Genomic DNA, 22,015 nt, shown 5'->3' with positions numbered 1-22,015 from the left:
TTTAAAATTACTGGAGGTTTTTATAATGAATTATAATTTTAATGAAGTTGTTGATAGAAGTAATAATTTTTCGTCTAAATGGTCAGAGATGGATAAAAAATATGGAACCAATGATTTACTTCCTATGTGGGTAGCTGACATGGATTTTAAAGCTGCCCCTTGTATAATTGATGCTTTAAAAAATCGACTAGAGCAAGAGATTTATGGTTACACAGCAAGAACAGATTCTTACAATGAATCGATAGTAAATTGGCTAGATAGAAGACATAACTGGAAAATTAAAAGTGAATGGTTAGTTTATAGCCCAGGTGTTATACCAGCTATAAGTCTTTTAATAAACGAACTTACAAAAGAAAACGACAAAATAATGATACAAGAACCAGTTTATAGTCCTTTTAATAGCGTTGTGAAAAATAATAATAGAGAACTGGTTATAAGCCCATTACAAAAACTAGAAGATGGAAATTATGTAATGAATTATGAAGACATTGAAAGCAAGATTAAAGATGTAAAATTGTTTATACTTTGCAATCCTCATAATCCAGTTGGTAGAGTATGGACAAAAGAAGAATTAAAAAAACTAGGAGACATTTGCCTTAAACATAATGTAAAAGTAATATCTGATGAAATACATAGTGATATTATATTAAAAAAACATAAACATATCCCTATGGCATCTATTTCTAAAGAATATGAAAAAAATACAATTACTTGTATGGCTCCAACTAAAACTTTTAATATAGCTGGTCTTCAATCATCTTATGTGATACTACCTGATGAAAAAGACTATAAGTTGTTAGATAATGCCTTCACTAGAATTGATATAAAAAGAAATAACTGCTTCAGCTTAGTTGCAACAGAGGCCTCATATAATAATGGTGAACCTTGGTTAGAATCATTCTTGGAATATTTAGAATCCAATATAGATTTTGCTATAAAATATATAAATGAAAATATGCCAAAACTTAAAGTTAGAAAACCAGAGGGAACTTATTTATTATGGGTAGACTTTAGTGAACTTGGATTGAGTGATGATGAACTAGAAAGTATACTTGTTAAAAAAGGTAAGATTGCCTTAAATCAAGGAAATAGTTTTGGCATTGGAGGAAAAGGGTATCAAAGGATAAACTTAGCGTGTCCAAAAAGTATGCTTGAAGAAGCTCTTATAAGAATAAAAAATGCAATCAACTAAAATATTTAAGGAGAATTTGCACTATGAAAATAGATACAGAAAGAAAAAGACCTTCATTTAGATATTCCTTGTTAGTAATGCTTGCAATAATAGCTTTAACATCAATTGGTATAGTTGTATTTAATGCCTCTATAACTATAATGTTTTTACTTTCATGGCTTATAGTAGTTCCTGCTGCTATGAAGCTTGGTTACACTAATGATGAAATAGAGACTTTCGGATTTGAGGTTGGGAAGGATGCCTTTCAATCAAATTTAATTATACTTTCTGTTGGCGTACTAATAGCAGCTTGGATAGCTGCTGGTACGATACCAACAGTAGTGTATAGCGGTCTAACAATAATAACACCCAAATATTTTTTACTTACAACATTAATAGTCTGTTCACTTACTTCTGTTGCTACAGGTACATCTTGGGGAACTCTTGGAACTTCTGGTATAGCAATGATGAGTATTGGTACTAGCATGGGTATTCCTCTTGGTTTAACAGCTGGTGCAGTCATTTCTGGAGCTTTCTTTGGAGATAAGATGTCTCCCCTATCAGATTCTACAAACTTAGCTGCAGCAGTTTGTAAGACAGATGTGATTACACATATGAAACACATGGTTTACACAACAGGACCTGCATACGTAATATGCATAGTTCTATATACAGTAATTGGCTTAAAATATTCAAATAACACTATTGACTATGTTCAAATAAACCAAATTAAAGATGTATTAAATTCAAACTTTCATATTGGTTTAGTAGCAATGATTCCAATAATGTTTTTATTATTACTTCTATTGTTACAAAAACCTCCTATTATATCTATATTAAGTTCAGCTATAATGGGGCTTATCATAGCTGTATTTCAAGAAGGAGAAAAAATAGGCGATATTTTAAATTATATGCTATCAGGTTTTACTATCGATACTGGATTTGCCTATGCTGACAAGCTATTAAATCGTGGGGGAATCATGAGCATGGCTGAAACCGTTTTACTAGTCTTTGTAGTTTTTGTTATTGCTGGTATTCTCCAAAAAACTGGTTTCTTAGAGGTACTACTTCAGCCTATGATAACTAAAATAGGAAAATCTAGAACTAAATTGGTTGGGTCTACCTTTATAGTAAGTTATTTTGCAAATGCATTTAGCTCATCAATGATGTTTACTTCAGTATTTGTTGGAACTTTAATGTCACCAATATACAAAGAGTTTAGATTAAAACCACAGAATCTATCTAGAATTATAGAAGATACAGCCACACTTGGTGGACCATTAATACCTTGGAATTCAAATGCTGTTTTCTGTGCCCAAACTCTTGGTGTAAGTCCACTAGAATTTATACCATACTGTTTCTTAAGTTGGATTACTCCTATAATTTCATTTATTTATGGTGTAACTGGCTTTACTATGCTTACATATACAGATGATGAAATTGAAGAGTTAGAGATATTTGACATTGCCCAGAGAAGAGTTGATTAAGTATGAACTTTGAATACTATTACTTAATTCAAGATATTACAGGTATATTATTGGCATTTGTAGGGCTTAGAATGTCTTTCCTAGGATTTAGAATACTTTCAATAAAAGGTATTTCTATAAATTCGCTTTTAATTCTAATTAAATATTGTTTATTTACTATAGCAGGATTGAATTTATTGATATCTAAGTTTGGAATTATTCACTGGATTTTAAGTATTTGTATGATAGCAATATCCATAATAATTAATCCTAGAATTAAGGTATCCAACTAGAAATAACCACAAAGCTTAAAATTTTATAAAAAAGAAACTGCTTCATATATTAAAGCAGTTTCTTTTACTATTATTTATAATTAAATAACTGGTGTATCAGATAAATAATCATTACTTACATAACCATATCCACCACTATATTTTATTTTTACCCATCCAGTAGCAAACATTTCTATTGTTTCCACTTTACTTCCATATGAAAGATGTCCTATTTTTTCATCTTCTGTACTTGGTCCTTTTCTAACATTAAGACCATCTTTTTCTTTTACATACTTTATTTTTACATTTTCATTACTACTATCAGGCTTATTATTTGTCAGATAAGACCCACTAACATACCCAATATCTTCATTGTATTTTATTTTTACCCATCCTGTTTTTAATACTTCTAAAACTTCTACTTCATCACCATTATTTAAATACCCTATAACAGAAGCTTCTATTGTAGCATCACTTCTTATATTCACCTTATCTGTATTAGTTACATACATTACTTTCTTATTAGTACTATTTGTTTGTAACTCTTTTAATTCTTTAAATGCACTCTCATTCCCTCCACTACCAACTTGAGTTATAGAGGTAGCACTTTTATTTGAAAATACACTCTTTTGTGTTGTACTTAATTGTTCCCCTACTATAAGTACAGGAGAATCTTCTTTTGATGCCAGCACTCCTACTGCTAGAGCATCTATAAGTTGATTTTGCTTTTTCATTCCATCTTTGGCTACAAATACATTATTTAATTTATTGGATGTATAAAACTTTTCTATTACTTTACCATTAGTTTCATTTCTATCTGCTCCACCTATTCTTTCAGAATTAGGTAAGCTTTGTTTTATTTTATCTGATACAGCATTAGTAGAGCCTATTATGTATGATTTACTTATATTCTTAGATTCTATAAAATCTTTAAAGCTAGATATTCCAGATGAATCAGACACTGGAAGTATAACCATTCCATTAGTCGCAGCTACAGAAGCTATACTAACTGCATCAGCAAGACCTGTATATCCATTTACTATAGCTATTTCTGATATATCTTTTAATTCCTCTATTTTTTTAGCTATACTCAAGGCTGTTTGGTATCTATCACTACCACCAACTCTATCAGTAGTTAGATTATTAGATTCTAACTGTTTTTGTACATCATTTGATACAGAACTAGATAGTCCAATTATATAAACTTTTTTAACTCCTAATCTCTTTAATTCTTTCTCAGTTTGTGAATTTAGATTGTTTTTTTCTGTCAATAGTATAGGAGCATTTTTTAATTTTGCAAATGGTGTTACAGACAATGCATCTACAATAGATTCACTATTTACAACTACAGCCTCATTTGCACTACTCCATCCTTTTTTACTTACTTCAATAGCAGTTTGGTATCTATCCTGACCTACTAAAGTATTTTCCAATGTTGTTCTACTTATTTCATCATTTGCATGTGACACTGGTGATAAGCTTAAAACTAGAGATAAACACAATACGGATGATATTGATTTAGTTAATTTCATCTTAACTCCCCCTAAAATTATAGTATCTAAATTTTTCCTATTTAAAATAGTATAACATAATAATTTAGCTAATATCATTACTCTAAGATATTAAATAATATAAATAAAATTTTATTTTTAATATATCTTAACTTCTATAATAATTTTTTACCTTGCTTGATATACAATTTATTTCTCAGATATATTTTTATATAATTAAAATTTTCAGCATTATTTCTTTAATTAATTATATATTGGACTCATTTTTTTTAATTAGATTATGTATAATACATAATTAACTATGTGATTAACTTTTTGATATACTATAGTTTATTATACAAGCTTTATATTATAATGTATAATATATAGTTAATTATCAAATTGATATAACTCAAGTCATATTAAAAGAGGTGTATTTTATATTATGGATTTATTGCATCTTAAGTACTTTCAAACAGTTGCTAGAATGGAACACATAACAAAAGCATCACAAAAACTAAATATAGCACAACCAGCTTTAAGTAAGACCATATCTTCTTTAGAAAGAGAACTTGGAGTCAAGTTGTTTGATAGAAAAGGAAGATATATTGTATTAAATGAATATGGAAAATTATTTTTAAAAAGAGTGGATAGTATTTTAGATTTGGTAGAAATGTCAAAAAAGGAATTACGAGATACTTCTTTAGAGAACTCAGGAGAAGTAAAAATATTAGCTACTGCAGCAGCTAATGTACTACCCTCACTTTTAAGTAATTTTAGAAAACTATATCCTAACATTACTTTTAATGTCTCACATACTCTGCCATCTTCTTACAAGAAAAGTGATTTTGATTTGTATATATCTTCTTCATTTACAAAAATAAATTCAGAAAATAATATAACTTTAACTTGTGAAGAGATATTACTAGGTATTTCAATTAACCATAACTTATCTTTAAAAGATGAAGTCTACCTAAGTGAAGTTTCTGATGAGAACTTCATAGTTATAACTAAGGGTGAGAACTATAGAGAAATAATAGATATACTATGTGAATCTGCTAATTTTAAACCAAAAATAGCCTTTGAATGCGATTCACCATATACAATCTATGCACTCATAAAATCACTTCAAGGTGTTGGATTTATATGTGGAAAATCATGGGGATTATCTAAAGACCCAGAAATTAAACTATTACATATAAAAGATATTGAATTTAAAAGATACTTAAATCTATCATGGTTTAATGAAAATTACACATCTAAAGCTGTGTTATTATTTAAAGACTTTCTTATTAACTATTTTAAAAATCTTTAAATAAAAGCTATAATTATAGTCTTTTCATATTAAATAAAAATACAAGGGGGATGTATAAAAATATGGCTAGAAGACCAAAGATAAAGATAGGCTTAATAGATAAAAAAGAAAAAATAGATTAACTAAAAAAGTCTGAATATAAATATGCTTTATATCCAGACTTTTTACATTTTAATTTCTTATAACTATATATTATTCATTGTCTTTTATATCAACTTTTATACTTAATTCTTCTAATTGCTCATCTTCTGCTAATGTTGGAGCATTTGTCATAGGACAAACAGCATTTTGATTTTTAGGGAATGCAATAACCTCTCTTATATTGTCAGCTCCTGCAAGTAACATAACAAGTCTATCAAGACCAAAAGCTAAACCAGCATGAGGAGGAGTTCCATATTTAAATGCTTCTAATAAGTATCCAAACTTCTCATTAGCTCTTTCTTCTGTAAAACCAAGTGCTTTAAACATTTTTGATTGTACATCAGAATTTGATATTCTAACACTTCCTCCACCTATCTCATAACCATTCAATACGATGTCATAAGCTTTAGCTCTTAAAGATGCTTTATCACCTTCTTCTAACTTGTCTAAGTCTTCATCCATAGGTGATGTAAATGGGTGATGCATTGCTGAGAATTTTCCTGTTTCTTCATCTTCTTCAAAAACAGGGAATTCAGTTACCCATAATAGATTATATACATTTTTATCTAACATGTTAAGTCTATTAGCTACTTCAAGTCTAACTTGTCCTAAAGCATCAAATACTACTGAGTTTTTATCAGCTACAAATAAAAGCAAATCTCCTGCTTCAGCATTCATTCTTGTAAGTATAGCATTCATTTCTTCTTCATTAAAGAATTTTGCTATTGGAGAAGTTACTCCTTCTTGTCCTACTTTCATCCAAGCAAGACCTTTTGCTCTATATGTTTTAGCATGTTCCTCTAATGATGATATTTGCTTTCTAGTAAAATCATCAGCTTTACCCTTTACATTTATACCTCTAACACTTTTACCTGGCTGTGTAGCATCCGCAAACACTTTGAACCCACAGTTACAAACAACATCAGATATATCTGTTAATTCATATCCAAATCTAGTGTCTGGCTTATCTGAACCATATCTAGACATAGCTTCTGCATAAGTCATCTTAGGAAGTGGAAGTGTTAATTCTACATCTAAAACTTCTTTAAATATAGCTTCAAGCAATCCTTCAATCATATTCATAACATCTTCTTGCTCAACAAAAGACATTTCACAGTCTATTTGTGTAAACTCTGGCTGTCTATCTGCTCTTAAATCTTCATCTCTAAAACATTTAACTATTTGGAAATATCTATCCATACCACTTACCATTAATAACTGTTTATATAATTGTGGTGATTGTGGTAATGCATAAAATTTACCTGGATTAACTCTACTTGGTACAAGGTAATCTCTTGCTCCTTCTGGAGTTGGTGCAATTAAAAATGGTGTTTCTATTTCACAAAATCTATTATTCGATAAGTAATTTCTTGTAATATTCATTACTTTATGTCTTAATTTTAAGTTTCTTTGCATAGATGCTTTTCTTAAATCTAAGTATCTATATTTTAATCTTAATGCTTCTGAAACATCATCATCATCTTTTATATAAATAGGTGGAGTTTCTGACTTATTTAAGATTCTAAGTTCAGTGGCAAATATTTCTATATCTCCAGTTGGCATATTAGGATTTTTAGATTGTCTTTCGCATACTTTTCCTTTTGCAGCTATTACAAATTCAGCTCCTAATTTTTCAGCTTTTTCAAAAGCTTCTTTATCTACATCTGTATCAAAAACTATTTGACATAATCCACTTGTATCTCTTAAATCAACAAATACAAGACCACCTAAGTTTCTTTTTTTCTGTACCCATCCCATAAGTACAACTTCTTCATTTATGTTTTTTTCTCTCAACTCTCCACAGTAGTGAGTTCTCTTTAGACCCTTTAAAGTTTCCAAGATACTACCTCCATTTTATTTAATTTTAATGCTATATTATTATCTAATATGCAAAACATCATACTTTCTTATTTTACAGCTTTTGTTTTAATTCTTCAACTAATGTACTTAATTTTACAGTAATTTGCTCTGATGTTTTCATATTTTTTAATGTTGCAGTATCATTTTTAAGCTCATCATCGCCAATTACTATTGTAAATTTAGAATTTATCTTATCTGAATATTTAAATTGTGCTTTGACACTTCTCTCTATATGGTCTTTATCTGCACTTATATGATTTTCTCTCAATTCTTTTAATAGGTTAAAGCTTTTTGTATTTGCTTCTTCTCCTATTGTTACTATAAATATGTCTGTAGACTGTGGATTTTCTATTTCAATACCATTGTTTTCAAGTGTAAGTAAAAGTCTTTCAATTCCTAATCCAAATCCAATCCCACTTATACCTTTTGGTCCTCCTAGTTGCTCAACAAGACCATCATATCTACCTCCACCACATACAGTACTTTGCGCTCCTATATCATTAGATATAATTTCAAAGGCAGTTTTTCTGTAATAGTCTAGTCCTCTAACTATTGTTTTATCAACTACAAAGTTTATATCCATTTCATTTAAATATTCTTGTAATTTCGCAAAGTGAGTCTTGCAATCATCACATAAATGGTCTGCAATAAATGGTATATCCTTAATATTTTCCTTACATGTAGGATTTTTGCAATCTATAACCCTCATTGGATTTTTTTCTCTTCTTTCATTACAAGTTTCGCATAATACATCTGCTTTTGAATCAAGATATTCTTTTAATAAAGCATTGTATTCTTTTCTACAAACTGGACAACCAACTGAATTTATGCTTACTATTAAATCCTTTAGCCCAACTTCATTAAAAAATTGAACAGCTAATGCTATTATTTCAGCATCCATTGAAGGAGTGTCACTTCCAAGTGCTTCTATACCAAATTGATGAAATTGTCTTTGTCTTCCAGCTTGAGGTCTTTCGTATCTAAAACAAGGTGTAACATAAAATAACTTAGTTGGCTGAGTATCTGCATACAATTTATTTTCTATAAATGCCCTTACTACACCTGCTGTTCCCTCTGGCTTTAATGTAATTTCTCTGTCTCCTTTATCTTTAAAAGAATACATTTCTTTTTGAACTATATCTGTAGTATCTCCAACACTTCTTTTAAAAAGTTCTGTATGTTCAAATATAGGTGTTACCATTTCTTCATATCCATATAAAGCACATATTTCTCTAAATTTATTTTCTACATAACTCCATTTATAAGCCTCTTTTGGAGTTATGTCTTTAGTTCCTCTAGGAGCTTTAGTCAACATTTTTATATACCTCTTCTTTCTTCCTTTTTATCATTTCATCTACTCTTGCAATGTATTGTTCAACGTTTTTTACATTTTCTACTCTTTCAATTCTATCTTCATCTAAATAAACAAATTTTGATATAGCACCTGCACCTAATGCATAGTTACTTTGCTTTTCCTCCATAATTTGTATATTATAAATGCACTCATATCCTTCTTTAGCATAACCTATATTTTCTAAATTGCCTAACATATGTTTTTGTCTGTACATATAATAGGGGTTTAATCCCATATCTTTTGCATACTTCATTGATAAATCTATCATTTTTACCATTTCTTCATACTGTGTTAGGTGTTCTTTATACATATCCATATTTATATTCAAGTTAGATGCTCTCTTTATAGCTAATGTGTGAACTGTAAGACTTTCAGGAGAAAGTTTTTTTATTTCTTCCAATGTATTCCTTACCATATTTAAGTCCTCATCTATAAGACCTAAAATTATATCCATGTTTATATTATCAAATCCCATTCTACGAGCCATATTAAAGCAGTCTACTAAGTCAGAAACCTTGTGTTCTCTTCCAATTTTAACTAAAGTCTCACCATTCATAGTCTGAGGATTTATGCTAATTCTACTTACATTGTGTTTTTTTAATACTTTTAATTTTTGCTCTGTAATTGTATCTGGTCTACCTGCTTCTACAGTGAATTCCTTGATTTTAGTTAAATCTAATTCACTAAACAATGAATTTATAAGCAAATCTAACTCTTCCTCATCCAATGTAGTAGGAGTTCCTCCACCAATATATAAAGTTTCAATTTCTTTATTAGTATCCTTAATAAGCTTGGCAAATCCCTTGATTTCTTCAATCAATTTATAAACATATTCTCTTTTCAAATGCCCAAATTGCTTTAATGAGTTTGAAGGAAATGAACAATATACACATCTAGTTGGACAAAATGGAATACTTACATAAAGAGAAATTTTATTTTTATCTATAGGATACATAAATACTCGCTCTCTTTTGGCTATTTCAAGAGCTAAATCTATTTTCTCATCTATTATAAAATAATTATCTTTTAGAATGGTTCTTATGCTATTATCATCTAGCTTTTTATCCATTAGATTGTGGACAATTTTGACTGGTCTAATACCAGTCAAAATTCCCCATGGAACATAAGAATTAAATATTTGCTTAAGCACTATAAACATGCTTTTTTTGATGCTTTCTTTACATAGTTTTTTAAAGTTTCTCTTACTTTCATTATCTAACTTATTCAAAAACTCTTCAATGGATTTGCTATTATCAAATCCATTTAAAAATTCAAGATTTATATTTTCTATATTTTGTATTGATTCATACTTCAAGTTTTCATCTTCATAATACTCAGTACTTGAAAACAAGACTCCATTTTCATAAATCAACCTATTTATTAAATACATTGACTCCATGTTATTACCACATTTATCAGAGTCATTAAATTTAAATTCATTAGTAAACAATTTTATAAGTTCTGCTACTTCATACTTATAATCATGTCCTTTTAAAAAAACATATAACATCAACTTAACTCCTTCTATTTAACAGTAGAAGAACTCCATCTCTAATACAGTTATTAAATATTTGATACATTATTTAATACTAATATAAAATTACATATAAGGATTTGTCTTCTTCTCAACCCCTAGAGTACTAGCTGGTCCATGACCAGGATATACTCTAACAGCATCTTCATATTTACATAATTTCTTAAGCGATTTTTCCATTTGATGAAAATCTCCACTATACAAATCAGTTCTACCAATACTTCCAGCAAATAAAGTATCTCCTGTAAACAATTCATCTTCAACTCTTATACACATACACCCTTGTGTGTGTCCTGGAGTGTGTAAGAAAGTCATTTTTAATTCACCAAGTTCAAGCTTGTCTTTATCATTTACATATATATCTGCATCAAACTCTTGTGCTCCACATCTCATTGTATAACTTAGATTTTTATTTTTATCATTTAATAATTCTTTTTCATCAATATGTGCAACTACCTTAGCACCAGTTTTATCTTTAATATCTTTAACATATCCTATATGGTCTCCATGTCCATGAGTAAGAATTATATATTCGATATTTAATTCATTTTCTTTTACAAAACTTAGAGTATCTACTAAACTTCCACCTGGGTCTATAACTGCACATTTTTTAGTTTTTTCATCACCTAATACATAAGTATTTACTCCAAAATAACTATCTACAAATTTTTTTATAACCATTAAAGTTTTCCCCCTTAAAAAGATTTACTTGAGTCTAATAGTATTGTTACTGGACCATCATTAGTTAATTCTACCATCATATGAGCCGCAAATTTACCTGTACCAACTGTTACACCTTTATCTTTTGCTTTTTTTATAAACTCTTCATACAGATTATTTGCAAGTTCTGGTTTGGCTGCATTACTAAATCCAGGTCTTCTTCCTTTTCTACAATCTCCATATAAAGTAAATTGAGATACTACTAAAAGCTCTCCACCTATATCCATTAGAGATAAATTCATTTTGTCATCTTCATCTTCAAAAATTCTCAGATTCAATATTTTGTCAATCATATAATCTACATCACTTGATTTATCATCATGAGTCACTCCTAATAATACTAGTAACCCTTTATTTATTTGACCTATAGTGTTTTCATCTACTGTAACTTTAGATGAAGATACTCTTTGTACTACTGCTCTCATAGTTTCCTCCCTATTATTTTAACTCTAATTTGTCATTCTATAAATACTTTCTACACCAGGAATTGCTTTTAATTTTTTCATTAGAATTTTTAATTCCTCTGTGTCATTAACTTCTACAAGTAAGTTTATACTTACAATGCTATCTTTACCTTTTCTTGCATTTATTCCATTTAAACTAAGTTTATCCATTGCAACAATATGAGTTATTTCATTAACAATTCCTCTTCTGTCAACAGCCTTTATTTGAATCTCTGCTTCAAACTTACCTTTGCCTGCTGAACTCCATGAAACTTCTACCAATCTATTTTGGAAGAAATCCCCATTATTGTTTGCATTTGGGCAATCAGCTCTGTGTATAGCTACTCCCCTACCCTTAGTAATATATCCTACAATTTCATCTCCTGGAAGAGGATTACAACACTTAGCAAATCTTACTAAGATATTATCAAGCCCTTTTACTATAATTCCTTGTGATGCGTTTTTCTTTCTCTTTTTACTGTATTCTGTTTCACTTATATTGTGTTTATTTAAATCTTCTTCTTGTATTTGTTGTTCTTTTTTAACTTTTTTAACTTCTTTTAAATATAAGTCTTTTACTTTAGATACAACTTGAGATGACATTATACCACCATAACCTACAGTAGCAACTAAATCCTCAACACTTGGCTGATTAAATTTCTTAGCAACTAATGCCATATATTTTTCAACAAGAGGGTCTTTCTGTGGTATATCATGCTTCTTAAATTCTCTTTCTAATATTGTATTTCCACGGTCGACATTTTCTTCTCTTCTTTCTTTCTTGAAAAATTGTCTAATTCTACTTTTAGCATTTGGTGTCTTTACTATATTAAGCCAATCTCTACTTGGCCCATTAGAATTAGATGATGTAAGTACCTCTACAATATTACCATTTTGAAGCTTATAATCAATAGGAACTATTCTTCCATCAATTTTAGCTCCTACACATTTATTCCCTACATTTGTATGAACTCTATATGCAAAATCTATAGGTGTTGATTCTGCTGGTAATTCAATTACATCTCCTTTTGGAGTAAATACGTAAACTTGACTATTAAATACATCTTCTTTAAGTGCATCCATAAACTCTTGTGGGTCTTTCAGGTCTTTTTCCCACTCCATCATTTGTCTCAACCACTGAAGTTTCTCTTCAACTTTTGATTCTTTACTAGAAATACCTTCTTTGTATTTCCAATGGGCTGCGATACCATTTTCAGCTATGTTATGCATTTCATGAGTCCTTATCTGTATCTCTAAAGGCTCTCCATCAGGACCTACAACAGTAGTATGCAACGATTGGTAGAGATTTGGCTTTGGCATTGCTATATAGTCCTTAAATCTGCCTGGAATAGGTCTCCATAATGTGTGAACTATACCAAGAACTGCATAACAATCCTTTACATTATCTACTAGTATTCTTACAGCTGTTAAATCAAAAATTTCTTCAAAAGTCTTGTGTTTTTTTTGCATCTTTCTATAAATACTATAAAAATGCTTTGGTCTACCATATACATCACATGGTATACTTAAATCTTTAAACTTATCTTTAAGAAGTTCAACAATTCCATGTATATAATCTTCTCTTTGACTTCTCTTCATTGATACTCTATCAACTAAATCATAATACCCTTCTGGGTCCATAAATCTCAGTGCTCTGTCTTCTAACTCCCACTTTATCTTAGAAATCCCTAATCTATGAGCTATACCTCCATAAATTTCAAGTGTCTCTTTTGCCTTATATTTAGCTTTCTCTGGAGGCATATATTTTAAGGTTCTCATATTGTGCAATCTATCAGCAAGTTTTATAAGTATAACCCTTATATCTTTCGCCATTGCCAAAAACATCTTTCTTAGGTTTTCAGATTGAGTTTCTTCTTTTGAACGATATTTTATTTGACCAAGTTTTGTTACTCCATCAACTAAATCCGCTACTTCTTTACCAAATTCTTTTGTTATGTCTTCATAGGTATATTCCGTATCTTCTACAACATCATGAAGTAAACCAGCTGTTATAGTTTCAATATCTAATTCCATCTCTATCAAAATGTTTGCCACTGCTAATGGATGAATAAAGTATGGTTCCCCAGATTTTCTATATTGTCCTTCATGCGCTTTTTTTGCAAGATTATAGGCTTTTTCAACCATCTCAAAATTTGCATTAGGTGCATAAACTTTTATTTTTTCAATTATTTCTTGTAATTCTTTATCATGCATATAACCACCTATTTTGTATAAAATTTTAATATATATGAAAATAGTTGGTGCTATACCAACTATTGTAAAAGTACTAGTATTTTATAAGAGAATTAACATTATAGTTAGATAATTTTTCTCTCCCATTTAAGAATTCTAGCTCAATTAAAAATTGCATAGAAACTACTTCTCCACCTAATTTTTCTACAAGCTTAGCAGCAGCTTCCATAGTTCCACCAGTAGCCAATAAATCGTCTACTATTGCTACTTTTTGACCTTTTTTAATTGCATCTTTATGTATTTCTAAAGTATCCGTACCATACTCTAAGCCATACTCATAACTTTCAACTTCTCCTGGTAACTTTCCAGGTTTTCTAATTGGAACAAATCCCACTCCTAAAGCATACGCTACAGGTGTACCCATCAAAAAACCTCTTGCTTCTGGCCCTATTACTAAATCTACACCTTTATTTTTTAGTTCTTCAACTATAGAGTCTACTGCATATCTAAATGCCTCTCCATCTTTAAATAGAGTAGTAACATCTTTAAAATCTATACCTGGTTTTGGGAAATCATCAATATTCCTTATAAAGTTTTTTAAATCCATGGGAAACGCCTCCTAATAACTGCTATTATATTGTTTTTCTAAATTTTTTAGATTATTGAGTATTAAACTCTCATTTAAATCTAATTTTTTCTGTGGTTTTGGCAATATTCTTATGAGTACAGAATTTTTTTCATAATTTAAATTAAAGTCAAGTAAATTTAATTCTCTAAACACATTCAATATCGTAAAAAACTTTAATGGAATTACATTAAAAGTTCCCTTTATATTTACCATATCCAAATCAATTTCTTTTTTTGTGAGTGCTTGCTTATAAATTGTTATAAATTCATCTCTTGATGGAACTATATTACTAACTACATTCTTTAAATATAATAGGTCTGTTTTATTATAATATTTTATAATTTCACTTTCTTCTCTTTTATTCTCATATATATACGAATATTCGCCTTTATTGTATAAATAATCATAAAGAATAATATTATTATATCTTTTTAAGTCTATTTTATCAATATTAGGAGAAAATATAAGCTCTAATTTATCAGTATTTTTGCTAATATCTTCAATAATATTGTAATTTATCTTAAAATCTAAATCTACAAGTGATATATCCGAAACTGCTCTATAAAATCCATTTATGGAATTAGATATTATTAATGTGCCTTTTTCAAAATAATCAAATATATTTATATCAGTATTTCCATCGAATAAATCAAAATCAGATACAGATATATTATACAAGCTTTGTGTATCTTTGGGTATTATTTTTGACATTAATTTCAGTGAAAGTTTGTCACTACTTGCACTTTTAGGTCGAGCTAATCTTATATCTTTAAGTAAAAACTGTACTTTTCTATTTCCCATATAGTTATTTTCATCTAACTGAAACAATACATCTACTTTATCTCCTACTTTATACAATGATTTTAAATGACTCATGTTAAATCCTATACATTCATAGCTTTTTTCTTTTTCTATACTTAATTTTAGATGTTGTTGGTTTTTTCCTATAACCTTTAAATCTTTTAAAATATAATTTCTAACTATAAATCTAGGATTTGGATTATTTAATCCAAAAGGCTCTAACTTATGTAATTCTTCTACAAGATTTAGATTTATTACATTTTCTTGTAGTTCAAATTCAACATTCACATTCTCTATCATATCATCTTCAGTTAAATTATAATTTGCAAATTTGTTTATTTCATTTGCTAAAGCTTCCACATTATCTGAATTTAAAGATAGCCCTGCTGCTTGCTCATGACCACCAAACTTAGTCATTAAGTCCTTACACTTTACAAGAGCTTCAAATACATTAAATCCTTTTATAGACCTTGCTGAACCAGTAGCTTCTCCATTTTCTATGCCTAAAAGAATTGTAGGTTTATAGTATTTTTCAGTTAGCTTAGATGCTACAATTCCTATTATTCCATGTTGCCAACCTTCTTTAGCTAAAACTAAAACTTTATCATCATTATATCTGCTATTAGACTTTAACATTTCTTCAGCTTCATGATACATTTTAGCCTCTATCATCTGTCTTTCATTATTTTTCTCTTCTAATATATTGGCTATTTCTATAGCTTCTTCTTTAGATTGAGTGGTAAACAACTCAACACCTAAATAAGAATATCCTAATCTACCTGAAGCATTTATTCTAGGTCCTATTGCAAAACCTATATGAGAAGAACCTATTTTATCACTTTCTACACCACAAACTTTTATAAGCTCTCTTAATCCAATATTTTTGCCTTCTTTCATTGATTTTAAACCATTTTTTACAATTATTCTATTTTCGTCTATAAGTGGTACAATATCACAAATAGTTGCCAATGTTACTATTTCTAAATAATCATACATACTAGTTTTAAATTCTTCTTTTGGAGTTAATGCTTGAATCATTTTAAATGCTACACCACATCCACATAATGAATCGAATGGATAATTACAATCTTCTTGTTTTGGATTTATTACTGCAAAAGCTGGTGGAATCTCGTTTTGACATTCATGATGGTCTGTTATTATAACATCTATACCCAAATCATTCGCTATATTAACCTCAGATACTGATGTAATCCCACAGTCAACACTTATAATCAGGTCACAACCTCTAGAGCTTATAAGCTTAATAGCTTCTTCATTTATACCATATCCTTCTTCTAATCTATTTGGGATATAGTAATCCACATGATACCCTATACTTTTAAAATATATACATAAAATAGAAGTAGATGACACACCATCAACATCATAATCTCCATAAATCCAAATTTTTTCGTTATTTTCAATAGCTGATTTTATCCTATCAACAGCTTTCTGCATATCTTTCATTAAGAAAGGGTCCCTTAAATAATCTAAAGATGGATTCATAAATATTTCTGAATCTTTTTCAGTATATATTCCTCTATTTTTTAAAATTTGGCAGATTTCCGGGGAAATATTAATTTTTTTGCTAAATTCACTTTCCTCTATCTTACCTTTATATTTCAATATCCATTTTTTCAAATTCAACTCCCCCTAATCCTTTTTATATTTTGACCTAACACTCCTTATAACTAGACAAAGTCCTATTATAAAAGATATAAAGAAACCTCCTATAGCAGTAAACTTTATCCAAATATTATTTTCTATATTTGGAGATGCAATTATAAGGGAAGAACCCACTATAATTGATGCTAACACTAAACTTAGTGATATTTGAGACGTTAACTCTAATATGCAATTTTCTAATTTTGTCATTTTTACGTCTTCAATTTGCATTTTTATATTATTTCTTTCTACATTCTTTAAGATTGCTTTTAGCTGTTTGGGAATGGTTTTTATATCGAGTAATATTTCTTCTACATTTTGTCTTGAACTTAAAACGACATTTTTAGGATTAAATTTACTCTTATAATGATGTTTCATAAACTCTTTTCCCATAGAACCAAAAGAAAAATCTGAATTTAAAGTTCTACTTGTTCCTTCTAATGTTATAACAGTCTTAGCAAGTGTCACAAACTGTGCAGGCATGACTATCTTATACTGCCTAAAAAATCTAAACAGTTCATTTAATATATCTGTTACATTTATTTTTTCTATAGAAATATCATAGTAATAATGTATTAGATAAAGTAAATCCTGTCTAAGACCTTTAATATCTGCCTCTCCATTTAACGCATCCATTTCTATTAACAAGTATATTATCTTGTCGACATTCTTTTCCACTCCTGCTAATGCAATTTCATTTAATTGATTCAGTGTTTTATTGTCAATAATTCCAATCATTCCAAAATCTATATACGCTATCTTGTTTTTAGCAACTACAAATATATTACCTGGATGTGGGTCTGCATGAAAAAATCCATGAGACAATACTTGTGTAAAAAAAGACCTTACTCCTATTTCAACAATAGTTTTTGTATTATAACCTAACCTATTTATTTTTTCTACATCACTTAATTTTGTACCATTGACCTTCTCCATTACTAAAATTTTCTTAGTATTATATTCTGGATATATTTTAGGTATATATACCTCATCACTATTTTTAAATATTCTAGAGAATTTAGTTGCATTTATAGCTTCAAAAGTATAGTCAAGCTCTCTCATTAATTGAGTTTGAAATTCTTCAATCATTTGTACTAAGTCTAAATTAAAATCCTTTTTTAAATCCTTTAGAGTATTTGCAATCGTTCTAAGAATTTCTAAATCAGATTTTATTATTTTCTCTATATTTGGTCTTTGAATTTTTACAATTACTTCTTCTCCAGTTCTAAGAACACCCTCATAAACTTGGCCAATCGAAGCTGCTGCAATTGGTTCTTCTTTAAACTCTAAAAATATTTCTTCTATACTTAATCCTACTTCTTCTTTAAATATCTCAATAGCTATATTTGAATCAAATTTCTCTACATCATCTCTAAGTTTTGATATTTCATCAATTATATCTTGGTCTAATAAATCTTTTCTTGTACTTAATATCTGTCCTATTTTTATATATGTAGGCCCTAGCTCTTCTAAAACTCTTTTTATTCTCTCACCAGTTGTCATATTTTTTATTTCTTCTGGAGGGTCAAACAGTGGTATTTTATAAGCTATTCCTTCTATATTTAATCTTTCTACTATAAAACTAAAACCATACTTTATTAAAACATATCCAATTTCTCTATATCTTTTTAAGTTTCTATAACTTATTCTCAAATATTTTCACTCCTAAAATAGGTATACCCGAAAACTTACACCTTAATTTATCTTATATAAGACATTATTTTACCAATTTATATACTAATGTCTTATATCCTCTTTAATATTTAATTTTATCACATATACTAGTAATTTTATTAAAATTATTTAACTCAGTTAATTTTTATTTTTGACATTTTATACCTATCTTAATCAAATACTTTTTGAAAACTAAAATATCAGCTAACTTTAATAAAATAAATTAGTGGTTGCCTCAAAACAGATTTAAGTATGTTTTGAAACAACCACTCTTTAATTTAATATTTTTGATTTTGTGCTGCTTCTAGATACCATTTATATGATTCATCAATATATCTTTTATCTTCCTCTGTAAGTTCTCTAACAACCTTACCAGGAGAGCCCATTATTAAAACACCTGGTGGGAACTTCTTATTAGATGTAATTAATGTACCTGCTCCTATCAAAGTATATTCTCCTATTTCAGCATTATCCAATATTATTGAACCCATACCAATCAAAACATTGTCACTAATTTTACAACCATGAACTATTGACCTATGTCCAACCGTTACATTGTTACCAATTATAGTATCTGCATCTCCATGTACTATAGAACAATCTTGTATATTAGTATTTTCTCCAATAGTTATTGGACCTTCATCTCCTCTAACTACTGCATTGTACCATACACTTGAATCCTTACCTATTTTGACATTTCCAATTATGTCTGCTGATTTTGCCACAAATACACTTTCATCAATTAAAGGTTTATCTTCCAAATAATCTCTAATCATATATAAACAACTCCTTTAAAATATAAATTTAGTTAGTTGCTCCTTCTAACATTAACTTTGCTTGTATCATTATAGAGCACTCTGTACGTTTTCTTTGCATTTCACATCCTAATTCATATGGCTTTGATATGTCATTATTAAAGTTTATTGCATTTGCATGACATCCACCTGAACAGTAAAACTTATTCCAACATTGTTTACAATCTTCTTTAGTATATACATGAGCTTCTCTAAACATATTTTTTAAACTTTCTGGAAGTACAATTTCTTTATCAAATATATTTGCCATTTTAAATTCTTCATTTCCAACAAATTGATGACATGGATATATATCTCCATTTGGAGTTACAGAAAGATATTCATTTCCAGCTCCACATCCAGTTATTCTTTTTATTACACATGGTCCTTGATTTAAATCTATCATAAAATGGAAAAACTTAAATCCATCGCCTTGTAATTGTCTATCTGCATACTCTACAGCAAACTTTTCGTACTCTTCAAATATCTTAGGTAAATCCTCTTCTCTAAGTGCATATGGATTACTTTCATCTCCAACAACTGGCTCTACAGATGTTAATTTAAATCCTAAATCTGCAAAATGCATAACATCCTTAGCAAAATCCAGATTATCTCTTGTAAATGTTCCTCTTATATAGTAATATTTATCTTTTGCTCTTTTTTCCACAAGTTTTTTAAATCGTGGCAATGTAATATCATAACTTCCTTTGTCATTTAAAGTTGGTCTCATATTATCATTAATTTCTTTTCTTCCATCTAAACTCAAAACTACATTGTGCATATTTTCATTTATATAGTCTATAATCTCATCATTTAATAGTACACCATTTGTAGTTATTGTAAATCTTATATTTTTATTATAATCTTTTTCAATACTTCTACCATAATCAACTAACTGTTTTACAACTTCAAAATTCATCAAAGGCTCTCCACCAAAGAAATCTATCTCTAAGTTTTTTCTAGTGCCTGAGTTAGCAATCAAATAGTCTATTGCTGACTTACCTACCTCAAAGCTCATAAGTTCTTTTTCTCCTCCAAAGTCACCTTGAGCTGCAAAACAATATTTACATTTTAAATTACAATCATGGGCTACATTTAAACATAAAGCTTTTACCACAGGTTCTCTATGTACAAAACTTGGATGATATTGATATGTATCTTCTGTATATAAAAGACCTTCTTTTTCTAAGTTTGATATTTCTTCATATGCTTCATTTATTTTTTCTTCTTGATATTTAGATTTTAATATATCTAATACTTCTTCTTTACTTTTTTCTTTATAAAAGTCTAATAAGTCGTATGCAACATCATCTAATACATGAACAGCTCCACCATTCACATCTAAAACGATATTATATCCATTCATAGAAAATTTATGTATCATACTCATAACCTACCTCCTAAATTACTATCTATACTAAAGTTTTTTATTGTTTTAATTAAACTTTACCCTTCATTATATCATAAGTTTATCTAAAATACATACAATACAAAAATGACTTACTACTCGTAAGTCATTTCATTGGATACACTACATCCCCCTAAATTGGCACAATAATACACCATCAAATGTATATTATATGCCTTAAAATAAAATTTATATCTAATCTTTATATAGTTTTAACCTTGTTAAAATATAATAATTGCTTCTTATAATAATTTTATATAATTGCTTCTATTTAATTTATCTTCTTTAAATTCTTAATTTCTTTAGGAACTTTAGGTTGATGTATAATCCATGGACAAGTACTATTAGCTGACAAGATGACAGTGCTAAGTGCTAATGAACTAGCAAACTTCATAAATTTTACAAAAAACTTCTTCATAACTTAATTCTCCCTCACACATATTTTACTTAAATTCTTAGCTTTTAATTTCCCTAATACCAACATTATAAAAATCCAAAACATAGCAAATGCGCTATATATGAAATAATCTACAAATACATTCAATAAAAAGTTTAAAACTGTCATTAATAATATTATTGTAGATACAAATACAGCAACTTTTTTGTAAGTTAACTTTTCTCTATCACTTATAGGATTACTTCTATGTTCTATTGGACAGAGAATACAAATCCCAACCCAACTAATGCTTGCAGTAACCATAATGATATTTTTAAATAAGTATAAATTTAGATTTTCTATAATTAATATTGTAGACAAAATTATAAAAACAAAAGTCAATAGGCACCTAAAATAATTGTCTGCATGATACCCACCTGAAAATTGTCTTATTGGACAGTAACACATTAAAAAAAACAATATATATGTAAATTTGCCAAATAAAAAACCTATGAGCAGCATGGTCGTTACATTAACTATAAAAGCTATCAATATTTCAAATCCATAAGAATAAACTTTTGATTCATTATTATCTATCATATTATTACAAATTAAAACAGATGTCATTTTATCAGCAGATTTCTTAAACATTTTTACCTCCAAAAAAATTTTACATACATAGAATACCTTCTTTTTTGAGAAAATTCAAT

Annotated in this window: 18 protein-coding genes; 4 read left to right on the top strand and 14 right to left on the bottom strand. The window is 28.6% G+C overall.

All coding sequences use genetic code 11. The features are described from left to right. The first annotated feature begins 25 nt into the window (after positions 1-25). From Q3304_RS18125 to Q3304_RS18115, 3 genes are read left to right on the top strand one after another with little or no spacing between them, the layout of a single operon-like run. Positions 26-1,192 (top strand): MalY/PatB family protein, encoded by a 1,167-nt coding sequence (locus Q3304_RS18125; RefSeq protein ID WP_407814476.1) that lies wholly within the window; start codon positions 26-28, stop codon positions 1,190-1,192. Positions 1,193-1,215: 23 nt separating this feature from the next. Continuing rightward, complete coding sequence (gene nhaC, locus Q3304_RS18120) at positions 1,216-2,658, top strand: Na+/H+ antiporter NhaC (protein ID WP_407814477.1); 1,443 nt, start codon at positions 1,216-1,218, stop codon at positions 2,656-2,658. 2 nt (positions 2,659-2,660) lie between these two features. Then, positions 2,661-2,930: a hypothetical protein gene (locus Q3304_RS18115; protein WP_407814478.1), complete on the top strand. Its 270-nt coding sequence runs from the start codon at positions 2,661-2,663 to the stop codon at positions 2,928-2,930. An 80-nt stretch (positions 2,931-3,010) separates the two neighbouring features. Here Q3304_RS18115 and Q3304_RS18110 read toward each other — a convergent pair whose 3' ends face one another. After that, positions 3,011-4,441, bottom strand: a complete 1,431-nt coding sequence (locus Q3304_RS18110) for a cell wall-binding protein Cwp14 (RefSeq protein ID WP_407814479.1) — start codon at positions 4,439-4,441, stop codon at positions 3,011-3,013. 403 nt (positions 4,442-4,844) lie between these two features. Here Q3304_RS18110 and Q3304_RS18105 point away from each other — a divergent pair, with 403 nt between their 5' ends. Beyond that, positions 4,845-5,714: a LysR family transcriptional regulator gene (locus Q3304_RS18105; protein WP_054271311.1), complete on the top strand. Its 870-nt coding sequence runs from the start codon at positions 4,845-4,847 to the stop codon at positions 5,712-5,714. 192 nt (positions 5,715-5,906) lie between these two features. Here the strand turns inward: Q3304_RS18105 and aspS are convergent, their stop codons facing one another. From aspS to Q3304_RS18040, 13 genes are all read right to left on the bottom strand, one after another. Then, on the bottom strand, positions 5,907-7,694 hold the full coding sequence (aspS, locus tag Q3304_RS18100) for an aspartate--tRNA ligase (protein ID WP_054271313.1): 1,788 nt from the start codon (positions 7,692-7,694) through the stop codon (positions 5,907-5,909). Positions 7,695-7,767: 73 nt separating this feature from the next. Further along, positions 7,768-9,030 carry a histidine--tRNA ligase gene (gene hisS / locus Q3304_RS18095; protein ID WP_407814480.1) on the bottom strand — a complete coding sequence of 421 codons (1,263 nt, stop codon included), beginning with the start codon at positions 9,028-9,030 and terminating at the stop codon, positions 7,768-7,770. Continuing rightward, complete coding sequence (locus Q3304_RS18090) at positions 9,020-10,579, bottom strand: coproporphyrinogen III oxidase (RefSeq protein WP_407814481.1); 1,560 nt, start codon at positions 10,577-10,579, stop codon at positions 9,020-9,022. Before Q3304_RS18090 ends, hisS begins: the two co-directional genes overlap by 11 nt. A gap of 90 nt (positions 10,580-10,669) precedes the next feature. After that, positions 10,670-11,284: an MBL fold metallo-hydrolase gene (locus Q3304_RS18085; RefSeq protein WP_054271316.1), complete on the bottom strand. Its 615-nt coding sequence runs from the start codon at positions 11,282-11,284 to the stop codon at positions 10,670-10,672. 14 nt (positions 11,285-11,298) lie between these two features. Next, positions 11,299-11,748 (bottom strand): D-aminoacyl-tRNA deacylase, encoded by a 450-nt coding sequence (dtd, locus tag Q3304_RS18080; RefSeq protein ID WP_054271317.1) that lies wholly within the window; start codon positions 11,746-11,748, stop codon positions 11,299-11,301. A 24-nt stretch (positions 11,749-11,772) separates the two neighbouring features. Beyond that, positions 11,773-13,980 (bottom strand): bifunctional (p)ppGpp synthetase/guanosine-3',5'-bis(diphosphate) 3'-pyrophosphohydrolase, encoded by a 2,208-nt coding sequence (locus Q3304_RS18075; RefSeq protein ID WP_054271318.1) that lies wholly within the window; start codon positions 13,978-13,980, stop codon positions 11,773-11,775. Between the two features lie 73 nt (positions 13,981-14,053). Next, complete coding sequence (locus tag Q3304_RS18070; RefSeq protein WP_054271319.1) at positions 14,054-14,566, bottom strand: adenine phosphoribosyltransferase; 513 nt, start codon at positions 14,564-14,566, stop codon at positions 14,054-14,056. A gap of 12 nt (positions 14,567-14,578) precedes the next feature. Then, on the bottom strand, positions 14,579-17,029 hold the full coding sequence (recJ, locus tag Q3304_RS18065) for a single-stranded-DNA-specific exonuclease RecJ (RefSeq protein WP_284182275.1): 2,451 nt from the start codon (positions 17,027-17,029) through the stop codon (positions 14,579-14,581). 12 nt (positions 17,030-17,041) lie between these two features. Further along, the gene (locus Q3304_RS18060) at positions 17,042-18,706 is read right to left on the bottom strand and encodes an AarF/ABC1/UbiB kinase family protein (protein WP_054271321.1); all 1,665 of its coding nucleotides are present in this window, start codon (positions 18,704-18,706) and stop codon (positions 17,042-17,044) included. A gap of 299 nt (positions 18,707-19,005) precedes the next feature. Then, positions 19,006-19,503, bottom strand: coding sequence for a gamma carbonic anhydrase family protein (locus Q3304_RS18055; protein ID WP_054271322.1), 498 nt, complete (start codon positions 19,501-19,503; stop codon positions 19,006-19,008). 28 nt (positions 19,504-19,531) lie between these two features. Beyond that, complete coding sequence (scfB, locus tag Q3304_RS18050; RefSeq protein WP_407814482.1) at positions 19,532-20,911, bottom strand: thioether cross-link-forming SCIFF peptide maturase; 1,380 nt, start codon at positions 20,909-20,911, stop codon at positions 19,532-19,534. Positions 20,912-21,200: 289 nt separating this feature from the next. Continuing rightward, a complete protein-coding gene (locus Q3304_RS18045) occupies positions 21,201-21,347 on the bottom strand; it encodes a cyclic lactone autoinducer peptide (RefSeq protein ID WP_407814483.1) in 147 nt (48 codons plus the stop codon). A 3-nt stretch (positions 21,348-21,350) separates the two neighbouring features. Continuing rightward, positions 21,351-21,956, bottom strand: a complete 606-nt coding sequence (locus tag Q3304_RS18040; RefSeq protein ID WP_407814484.1) for an accessory gene regulator ArgB-like protein — start codon at positions 21,954-21,956, stop codon at positions 21,351-21,353. Positions 21,957-22,015 lie beyond the last annotated feature (59 nt).

It is taken from the genome of Clostridioides sp. GD02377, assembly GCF_045899875.1.
Lineage (GTDB): Bacteria > Bacillota > Clostridia > Peptostreptococcales > Peptostreptococcaceae > Clostridioides > Clostridioides difficile_A.
This window is presented reverse-complemented; position numbering and strand designations above follow the sequence as displayed.

Excerpts from the sequence above, each read along its gene's own strand:
- Q3304_RS18125 (WP_407814476.1), top strand. The coding sequence starts at position 26 with ATGAATTATAATTTTAATGAAGTTGTTGATAGAAGTAATAATTTTTCG.
- nhaC (WP_407814477.1), top strand. The coding sequence starts at position 1,216 with ATGAAAATAGATACAGAAAGAAAAAGACCTTCATTTAGATATTCCTTG.
- Q3304_RS18115 (WP_407814478.1), top strand. The coding sequence starts at position 2,661 with ATGAACTTTGAATACTATTACTTAATTCAAGATATTACAGGTATATTA.
- Q3304_RS18110 (WP_407814479.1), bottom strand. The coding sequence starts at position 4,441 with ATGAAATTAACTAAATCAATATCATCCGTATTGTGTTTATCTCTAGTT.
- Q3304_RS18105 (WP_054271311.1), top strand. The coding sequence starts at position 4,845 with ATGGATTTATTGCATCTTAAGTACTTTCAAACAGTTGCTAGAATGGAA.
- hisS (WP_407814480.1), bottom strand. The coding sequence starts at position 9,030 with ATGTTGACTAAAGCTCCTAGAGGAACTAAAGACATAACTCCAAAAGAG.
- Q3304_RS18090 (WP_407814481.1), bottom strand. The coding sequence starts at position 10,579 with ATGTTATATGTTTTTTTAAAAGGACATGATTATAAGTATGAAGTAGCA.
- Q3304_RS18085 (WP_054271316.1), bottom strand. The coding sequence starts at position 11,284 with ATGGTTATAAAAAAATTTGTAGATAGTTATTTTGGAGTAAATACTTAT.
- dtd (WP_054271317.1), bottom strand. The coding sequence starts at position 11,748 with ATGAGAGCAGTAGTACAAAGAGTATCTTCATCTAAAGTTACAGTAGAT.
- Q3304_RS18075 (WP_054271318.1), bottom strand. The coding sequence starts at position 13,980 with ATGCATGATAAAGAATTACAAGAAATAATTGAAAAAATAAAAGTTTAT.
- Q3304_RS18070 (WP_054271319.1), bottom strand. The coding sequence starts at position 14,566 with ATGGATTTAAAAAACTTTATAAGGAATATTGATGATTTCCCAAAACCA.
- Q3304_RS18055 (WP_054271322.1), bottom strand. The coding sequence starts at position 19,503 with ATGATTAGAGATTATTTGGAAGATAAACCTTTAATTGATGAAAGTGTA.
- scfB (WP_407814482.1), bottom strand. The coding sequence starts at position 20,911 with ATGAGTATGATACATAAATTTTCTATGAATGGATATAATATCGTTTTA.
- Q3304_RS18045 (WP_407814483.1), bottom strand. The coding sequence starts at position 21,347 with ATGAAGAAGTTTTTTGTAAAATTTATGAAGTTTGCTAGTTCATTAGCA.
- Q3304_RS18040 (WP_407814484.1), bottom strand. The coding sequence starts at position 21,956 with ATGTTTAAGAAATCTGCTGATAAAATGACATCTGTTTTAATTTGTAAT.